This is a genomic window from Acinetobacter sp. IK23, from assembly GCF_035615275.1.
Lineage (GTDB): Bacteria > Pseudomonadota > Gammaproteobacteria > Pseudomonadales > Moraxellaceae > Acinetobacter > Acinetobacter seifertii.
Map to the genome: position 1 here is coordinate 183568 of NZ_JANBNX010000006.1, position 8959 is coordinate 192526.

At 38.2% G+C, this 8959-nt stretch carries 7 protein-coding genes and 1 pseudogene; 3 read left to right on the forward strand and 5 right to left on the reverse strand.

What is annotated here, in order from left to right; all coding sequences use genetic code 11:
* Positions 1-95 precede the first annotated feature (95 nt).
* The gene (locus MSG95_RS07090) at positions 96-3128 is read right to left on the reverse strand and encodes a DNA translocase FtsK (protein ID WP_324624837.1); all 3033 of its coding nucleotides are present in this window, start codon (positions 3126-3128) and stop codon (positions 96-98) included.
* Between the two features lie 269 nt (positions 3129-3397).
* Between MSG95_RS07090 and trxB the strand changes: the two genes are divergently transcribed.
* From trxB to MSG95_RS07105, 3 genes are all read left to right on the forward strand, one after another.
* A complete protein-coding gene (gene trxB / locus MSG95_RS07095) occupies positions 3398-4345 on the forward strand; it encodes a thioredoxin-disulfide reductase (protein ID WP_004703323.1) in 948 nt (315 codons plus the stop codon).
* 120 nt (positions 4346-4465) lie between these two features.
* Positions 4466-5197, forward strand: a complete 732-nt coding sequence (gene aat, locus MSG95_RS07100) for a leucyl/phenylalanyl-tRNA--protein transferase (RefSeq protein ID WP_324624836.1) — start codon at positions 4466-4468, stop codon at positions 5195-5197.
* Between the two features lie 18 nt (positions 5198-5215).
* On the forward strand, positions 5216-6031 hold the full coding sequence (locus tag MSG95_RS07105; RefSeq protein ID WP_004703325.1) for an arginyltransferase: 816 nt from the start codon (positions 5216-5218) through the stop codon (positions 6029-6031).
* A gap of 38 nt (positions 6032-6069) precedes the next feature.
* Here the strand turns inward: MSG95_RS07105 and rimI are convergent, their stop codons facing one another.
* The 4 genes and pseudogenes from rimI to MSG95_RS07125 all read right to left on the reverse strand — a co-directional run.
* Positions 6070-6525, reverse strand: a complete 456-nt coding sequence (gene rimI, locus MSG95_RS07110) for a ribosomal protein S18-alanine N-acetyltransferase (RefSeq protein WP_004703327.1) — start codon at positions 6523-6525, stop codon at positions 6070-6072.
* A 109-nt stretch (positions 6526-6634) separates the two neighbouring features.
* Positions 6635-7510: a metal-dependent hydrolase gene (locus MSG95_RS07115; RefSeq protein WP_107972275.1), complete on the reverse strand. Its 876-nt coding sequence runs from the start codon at positions 7508-7510 to the stop codon at positions 6635-6637.
* A 238-nt stretch (positions 7511-7748) separates the two neighbouring features.
* Positions 7749-8630: a metal-dependent hydrolase gene (locus MSG95_RS07120; protein ID WP_324624835.1), complete on the reverse strand. Its 882-nt coding sequence runs from the start codon at positions 8628-8630 to the stop codon at positions 7749-7751.
* A gap of 202 nt (positions 8631-8832) precedes the next feature.
* Positions 8833-8959 (reverse strand): annotated as a pseudogene (locus MSG95_RS07125) (elongation factor Tu); the annotation flags it as partial.

Consider the following 8959-nt stretch of genomic DNA (forward strand, 5'->3'; position numbering starts at 1 on the left):
TTTTACTATTTGATAAAATCTCAAACTTTCAGTTCAGGGCTATTATTTTTAACCATAAAAAAGCCTCCGAAGAGGCTTTATTTCAAGTAAAGATATTAAACTAAAATATCTCGCTTACCATTGGCACCCATAGCACTCACAATACCGTTCTCTTCCATTTGGTCGATAATACGGGCAGCACGGTTATAACCTAAGCTAAACTTACGCTGTAATGAAGATGTAGATGCCTTTCGAGTTTCTAGAACAAACGATACGCATTGGTCATAAAGTGCATCACGGTCTGAAGCACCATCACCCTCTTCAAAGCCACGAGATGTAGGTTCTTCATCAAATGGCGTCAAGATCTCATCTACATAGTCAGGTTCACCGCGTTCACGCCATGCATCACAGATACGGTTCACTTCATCATCACTAATAAATGCGCCATGTACACGTTCTGGCTCAATCTTACCTGGCCCTAAGAACAGCATATCACCATGACCTAACAAGTCTTCTGCACCACCTGCATCCAAAATAGTACGTGAGTCGATTTTACTGTTTACACGTAAAGCTACACGCGTTGGAATATTGGCTTTAATCAAACCCGTAATAACATCTACTGATGGACGCTGAGTTGCAAGTAAAAGGTGAATACCAGCAGCACGAGATTTTTGCGCCAAACGCGTAATCATTTCTTCCGCTTTCTTGCCCACCTGCATGATCATGTCGGCAAACTCATCTGCCACAATTACAATTGATGGTAACGGCGTTAAACGAGGTGCACGTTCTTGTGTCGCTGAATCACTCGGTTTCCATGTTGGATCAATCAAGTCTTCCCCATTTGCAATTGCTTCTTCAACTTTTCGGTTGTAGTCACTTAACTTACGAATTTTAAGGAATGACATAAGCTTATAACGACGCTCCATTTCATTTACACACCAGTTTAATGCACTAACTGCATCTTTCATGTCAGTGACTACAGGCGTTAATAAATGCGGAATATCATTATAGTTTGCAAGTTCAAGCTGTTTTGGATCGATTAAAATTAAACGTAGTTGGTCTGGCGTATATTTAAGTAACATCGATAAAATCATCGAGTTAACCGCAACGGATTTACCAGAACCTGTTGTACCAGCAACTAACATATGCGGTGCTTTTGCTAAATCTGTTAATACTGGATTACCAGAAATATCTTTACCCATTGCCATGCTAATCAGTGCGCTTGGGTCACGATATGTTGGCGTTTCCAATAACTCGATCAAACGTACCATTTCACGGGCACTATTTGGTACTTCAATACCAATATACGGTTTACCCGGAATAACTTCTACAACACGTACAGAAGCCATAGACATTGAACGTGCCAAATCGCGGGAAATATTAGTCACTTTAGAAGCTTTAACACCCGGAGCTAAGTCTAATTCAAAGCGCGTAACAACTGGCCCTGGCTGAGCTTCAACGACCTGAGCCTTAACATTAAACTCTTGTAATTTAATCTCTAACAATTCAGACAAACGTGAAAGCTGCTCTTCGGTAAAGTTAACTTTCTTATTTGGGTCAACCTTATCAAGCAGTTCAAAGCCCGGTAAGGTTGGTAAATCTAAACGCTTCTTCGCTACCTGCATTGCACGAGACATTGGTCGACCAGATGCATCAGTTAATGGTGCATCAAAATCGAACTCATCTTCAAAATCGTCCTCAGGCTTTCCAGCAGTTTCTTGCCAAGCTTCAATAAACTCTTCTTTTGAAAGCTTCTCTGCACCAATCGCAGTTTGAATTGGTGCTTGTACAAATGCTGAAGATTGAGCATAACTACTTGCTTTAACCGGTTGAGTTGCTGGAGCAATATCTTCATCAATTAACAAGTCATCAAAATCATCAAACACCTGTTCATTTGATAAATTTTTAGGTGACTGATTTAAATTCGATGGAGCTACAGATGTTTCAACTGATGCATGAGATGTTTGCGGCGTTACAACTGGTTCAACATGATGGTCTTGAATGAAGGGTGTATGCACATCAGTGGCAGTTTTACTATTTGGAACTGCGGCAAGTAACTCGTCAAAAATCTCATCATCATTCCAATCTAAACCTTGATGAGTATTCGAGACTTGAGGTTGAGTTTGTTTAGCCTGATAAGCTACCTCTTGGAATTGCTCATGACTTGGATGTTCATTTGAATCATCAGCTGCTCTTAATAAGGCGTCAATTTCTTGCTTATGACTTGCATCATCACGTTGCAAAGCGCGCCAAACTTCACCTGTAGCAACCAGACGCTCACTATCTTTTTTAAGCTGATGCGCTTGTTCAAGTGTACGTTCAAAGTTTTCCGGTTGAGGCGTTGGCTTTTCTTCCACAGCTTCAGGCTGACTTTGCTCTTTTGCTAAAACATCTGCAAATAAACTCTCTGCCATTTCATCGTGTCGTGTAGAGCTAACCTTTGTTTGTGTTTTTTCTGGTTGAACATTTGGCTCTGCTTCATCAGCAACATCGGCCTTAGGCATCTCTGCAACTTTTACCTTTGCTGTTTTATTTGCAGGCTGTGTAGTTAAATCATAAGCAGATTCATTTGGCGATACGTTCTTATAGAATAAGTCTTGTAAATAACTTGGCATCGCTTTGAGCGTAACCCAAGTTTTGCTCCACTGCACTCCAAATGCTAAAGTGAACAAAACCACCCCAAAAACCAATAAAAAGAATGTGGCACCATAAATTGTTAATAGTTGAGATAAGCTCTGTCCCAATTCATAACCAATAATTCCGCCTGCGGCATTATCCAAAGTATCTGCCGGTACATTCCAGTGTAAATAGAGTAAACTCGACACAACAAGAATTAAAAAGAATTGAGCAGCATAACGAAATGGGCGGTTTAGAAAACTATGCGGCCACCAGACTTGAATGGCTTCAACAAACAAGAAAATTGGAATAAGCAAACTTGCCCAGCCTAAAAAGCCAAACAGCAAATCTGCAATCCATGCACCAGCAATACCACTTGCATTAGATACTTGCTGAGTATCACTTGAAATATGCATCCAGCCCGGATCAAATGGCGTATACGTTACTGTCGCCAGAAACATATAAATACCAAAAGAGACCAAGAATAATGTCATCAATAAGCGCTGTGCATAAACACTTGACACCGCAGTCATATACTGTCCTGTAACCCATTTAATTATTGGTTTAGAGATGTGAAGACCAACATTTTAGATCTTCAACGAATGAACTTTATATTATGCACCTGTTCTTACAAAAAAGGTGCATGATTCTTTACAGTTGTTGTTAACATAAGGCTCTTCTATATTGTTATATAACTTAATTCGATTGACCTGATCAATATTATCCACATCGATTTCACGCTATTGGTCGGCAATTTCACGTATAATTTTCAAAATTCTCGAAATAAATAAGGATACCCTCAATGAGTGCTCGTCATTCTCGGTTAATTATTCTCGGTTCAGGCCCTGCAGGTTATAGTGCGGCTGTGTATGCAGCTCGTGCAAATCTCAAACCAACACTTATTGCTGGTTTACAGCTTGGTGGCCAACTTACAACAACAACCGAAGTTGATAACTGGCCGGGCGATCCTGAAGGTTTGACTGGTCCTGCTTTAATGGAACGTATGCAAGCGCATGCTGAACGCTTCGGTACCGAACTTGTCTATGACCATATTAACGAAGTGGACTTAAATGTACGTCCTTTCGTTCTTAAAGGTGATATGGAAGAGTACACTTGTGATGCATTAATTATTGCGACAGGTGCGACAGCTCAATACCTTGGTTTAGAGTCTGAACAAAAATTTATGGGCCAAGGCGTGAGTGCTTGTGCAACATGTGACGGTTTCTTCTACAAAAACCAAAAAGTAATGGTTGTTGGTGGTGGTAACACTGCTGTTGAAGAAGCGCTTTATCTATCAAATATTGCTTCACATGTAACTCTAGTACACCGTCGTGATTCTTTACGCTCTGAGAAGATTTTACAAGATCATTTATTTGCTAAAGAAAAAGAAGGCAAAATCAGCATCGTTTGGAATCATGAAGTTGAAGAAGTCTTGGGTGATAATACTGGCGTAACAAGTGTTCGCCTTAAATCAACCAAAGATGACACTAAGCAAGATGTAGAAGTTCATGGTCTATTCGTAGCAATTGGCCACAAACCAAATACAGGAATGTTTGATGGTCAATTAAACTTACGTGATGGCTACATCCAAGTACAAAGTGGTACTTCAGGTAATGCAACAGCAACTTCTGTAGCGGGTGTTTTCGCTGCAGGTGATGTAGCTGACAGTATCTACCGTCAAGCGATTACATCAGCTGGTTCAGGCTGTATGGCAGCACTAGATGCAGAGAAATATCTAGACAACCTTTAAGTTTAGATATTACAAACAGCCGTTTTATAACGGCTGTTTTTTTTATCATTTATAATAATTACTGGCTGGCTCATATTAATTTTTATAGCATAACCTTTAAACGCACATTATTTTAGACTTATGAACAAACTACCTCTATCTCAATATATTTTTCCAGATCCAGAGGAAGCTGATCCAGATGGTCATGGTTTAATTTGTATCGGAGCAGACCTCTCCCCTTCTACTTTATATGAAGCTTACACCCATGGTTTGTTTCCATGGTTTAATGAAAATGAGCCTATTTGTTGGTGGAGTCCGGAACCACGCTGTGTGATTTATCCTCAAAACTATAAACCAAGTAAATCGCTCATTCGGAATATGAAAAAGTATGATTACACCATTACGGTAAACCGTGCTTTTGAACAGGTCATACGCTCATGTTCACTACCTCGAAGTTATGCGAATGAAACTTGGATTAGCGAAGATATTATTCAGGGCTATTTAGCAATGTTTAATGCAGGTTATGGCTATAGCATAGAAGTCTGGCAAGATGAACAGTTGGTAGGTGGTTTATATGGGGTAACGATCGGGAAAGGTTGTTTTGGCGAGTCTATGTTTAGTATCCAAACCGATGTTTCTAAAATGGCTTTTTATACTTTAATGTTAATCGGTCAAGAAAATCAGCTTCCTTGGGTCGACTGCCAACTGGTAAATAGTCACTTAATTAGTCTTGGGGCTTGTACACTTTCTCGGCAGGAATATCTTAAATCGTTACAAGATGTAATTATTCACCCCTCTATCAATTGGAAAAAGTATCAAGAACGTGTATTTTCAAGTAAAACAATAGCATTAAATGCAAAATTAATGGAATGATAACAGGAGGGACCAATCATGAAATCATATCACCCGAAGTCCCTTTTAAATGATCTGCAGTATTATATTACTCCACCTCACGATTGCAGCTATTTAGAAAATAAATCAGCACGTATGGTCTTTTTAGACCCTATTCATCGAATTGATGTGGTGACTCTTTCTGAACTTTCTCGTTTAGGTTTTCGTCGTAGTGGTGACTTTGTATACCGTCCTGAATGCCATTTATGTAGACAATGTTTGTCTTGTCGTGTTCCTGTAGCCGATTTCCAAATGAACAGCATGCAAAAAAAAGCGTGGAAACGAAATCAAGATCTTACTATGACTGTTCTACCAACACGGCAAGCTGCACAAATTCATTATGATTTATATGAACGTTATATTAATGAGCGCCATGCCGATGGCGATATGTTTCCGCCGAGTTTAGATCAGTTTGAAAAATTTCTGGTTCATAGCTGCACAGATAGTTTCTTCTTGGAATTATGGAAAGATAACCGTCTGATCAGTGTTTCTACTTGTGATCTTATGGACGATGGTTTATCAGCTGTCTATACATTCTTTGATCCAGATGAGCACCGTAGATCTTTAGGTGTTTATTCGATTTTGAATCAAATCGAATATGTAAAATCACTTGGCTTAGAATATCTTTATTTAGGCTATTGGGTACCTCACTCTGCCAAAATGAACTACAAATCGCAATATACACCTTTAGAACTTTTACTAGATGGGCAATGGCGCCGTTTAAATAGATCATTGTCACCAGAAGAGATCCAACAGTTAGGCACGTCTCTTATGACAACCTTACCTTCCGAATGGAACAACTTAATTATTAAATAGTTTTAATCTATTCTTATCAAATGCAAACAGATAAGTGATTAAAATAATGATGCGAAATCATCAGTACAGGTTTTTACCATAATCACCGCATTTTCACGCCCACCTTCTTGAGTAGGATAATAATTGCGACGCAGATCAATTTGGTGAAAGCCTGTTTTTTCATATAAACCAATAGCTGCTTTATTACTTTCACGGACTTCTAAAAAGATTTGTACTGGCTCATTTTTTAATTGATCAATTGAAGCACTTAATAATTCATATCCTAAACCCTGCCCTTGCATTTTAGGATCAACTGCCATGAGTAATAAATTTGCTTCATCTAAAACGGGTTGTAAAATACAAAATCCAACTACTTTGCTATTTAACTCAATCACTGTGCATTGATAAGAATTCAAAGATTCAATAAATTGCTGTCTTGACCATGGGTGTGTCTGAACAAGCTTTTCAATTTGAGCAACACTATCCACATCGGAGGCTTGCATAGTACGAATCATGAATTTCAACACATTTACAGATTTCTAGTTAAGCGTATTATAGAAACTTAAATAGAAAAAACGAGCAAAAAAAAAGAGCAATTAAATTGCTCTTTTTCTATGTGATTTATTAGAAACCTAACTTTTCACGCCAAGTTGCCAATAAAGCCGTGGTATCCGAATCATTTGGATGAAATTTTGGTCTTAAAAAGTCCAACAATTCTGGAATTTGACGTGTCATAAAACCTTTACGACCATACATAAACTTAAGCATGTATTTGGTATCTTTCCAAGTTAACTTTTCATCAGTCTTGAGTAACTTAGCCGTAAAGTAAGATTGAGTTGCGAAGATTAAAGCCATGGCAATAATTAAAGCAGTTGAACGCATAAAATAAGCTTTCGGACCTTGCCCATACATGCTTGTATAAACATCAAAAGCTACCGCTTTATGTTCATTTTCTTCAACTGCATGCCACATCCACAAATGATACATGGTGTTATCTTGGAACATCGCCTGAATTTCAGGATTTTGTAGAAGTTCAGCGGCAATGGTCGAAGTAAAATGTTCTAGAGCACATGTTCCCGTCAAATCAATCATTTCTTTGGTGTAGCCAAAAGGTTTCATTAATTTGGTTACAACAGCCGTACCCATCTTAATGACTTTTCCAGTTTGCTTTTCCATATGACGAACATCATAACCATAAGCCTGCGCTGAAGCATTAAATGCTAAGTGCTCTTTCGAATGCATGGCTTCCTGACCAATAAAAGCGCTAATTTCCTTTTGAAGAGCTGGGTCAGCAAGTTTCGGATCATTTCGAACAGCACGCGTGCTATTTACAAAGAATTGTTCACCTTCAGGAAAAAGAGCCGATAATGCTGTCATAAAGTGAGTTAATCCTGCATCGTAATTTGCCCAATAGCGTGGAACTTGATCAAATTCAAAGTCCATACGACGTACAGGGAAGCTTGCTCCAGCACGATTAGAAATATTTACTTTAGCATTCATGTTAGACTCCTTTAAGTGAACCCAAGATTCACTTATATCCTTATTTATTTTCTTAATATTTATAATAATACGCTTTTAAAAGCGCTATTTAAGTGCAGATGAGGACAGCGAATTATCAGATGAGGTCATTAAAAGCCCCTTTCTGAATCAAAATAAAACTCTATAATTTTAAAAATGAGTAGCACTTTTAAGGCAACAAAAAAGGGCTATTCACAGCCCTTTTCACTTTATTTTTTGGTTAAAGTCCAAGTTTAGCTTTCCATGTTTTTAACAAGCTAACTGTATCTAAATCATTAGGATGAAAACCTGGTTTAAAATAAGCAAGCATTTCTTTCGCCATACCTGTAATAATACCTTTCGATGGGCTATAACCATATTTATAAATTACAGACAGCTCAGCTAAGTTTAATTTATTATCTTGTTTTAAAAGACGAAGTACAAACGATGACTGAATCAAAAAGATTAAAGTCATAGCAAATACTAAAGAGCTCGTACGTAAAGCATAAGCCTTTATACCTTTACCAAATACACCCTCGTATACATCAAAAGCTACAGCTTTATGCTCATTTTCTTCAACTGCATGCCAATACCACATAGTTGACATGGTTTCATCAGTCATCAGCTCTTGAATGTTCTTATTTACTAATAATTGTGAAGCGATAGTAGCTGTAAAATGCTCAAGTGCAGTAGTAGCAGTCAGATCCACCATTTCTTTTGTCATGCCAAAAGGTTTGACAATCTTTACAAAAGTTTTAATGGCTGTTTGAATCGCTGTATCAGTAAATTTCTCTAACGTTTCTACATCATGACCAAACTTTTGAGCAGAAGCATTAAAATTTACATGCTCTTGAGTATGCATTGCTTCTTGCCCAATGAAAGCACTAATCTCTTTTTGTAGCAGTTCATCATCTTTAATAGCTGGATGATAACGTACGGCACGTACACTATCGATGAAGAATTTCTCACCAGCAGGAAACAATGCTGATAATGCAGTCATGAAATGTGTGAGTCCAGCAGAACCATTCATCCAATATTCTGGTACATCATTAAAGTCAAAATTCATACGACGTACTGGAAAGCTCGCTCCTGCACGATTCGTAATATTCACTTTAGCGTTCATATCGAAAGCTCCTTACCAGTAACCGAAGTTACATAAACTTTATTGTTCATTTTCTTGATTCTTATCATACAAATTTAATAAAAAGGCTTAAGTGCAAATAAGGACATTGAAGTATCAGTTAAGGCCAGCTTTAAATTGAATTGTCAAACAACAAGCATAAAAAAAGCGCTCCAAAAGGAGCGCTTTTTTCACTGAAAAGTGATTATGCAGTTACTTTCGCAACAACACCAGCACCTACAGTACGACCACCTTCACGGATCGCAAAACGTAGACCTGGGTCCATTGCGATTGGGTGGATTAATTCTACTGACATTTCAACGTTGTCACCT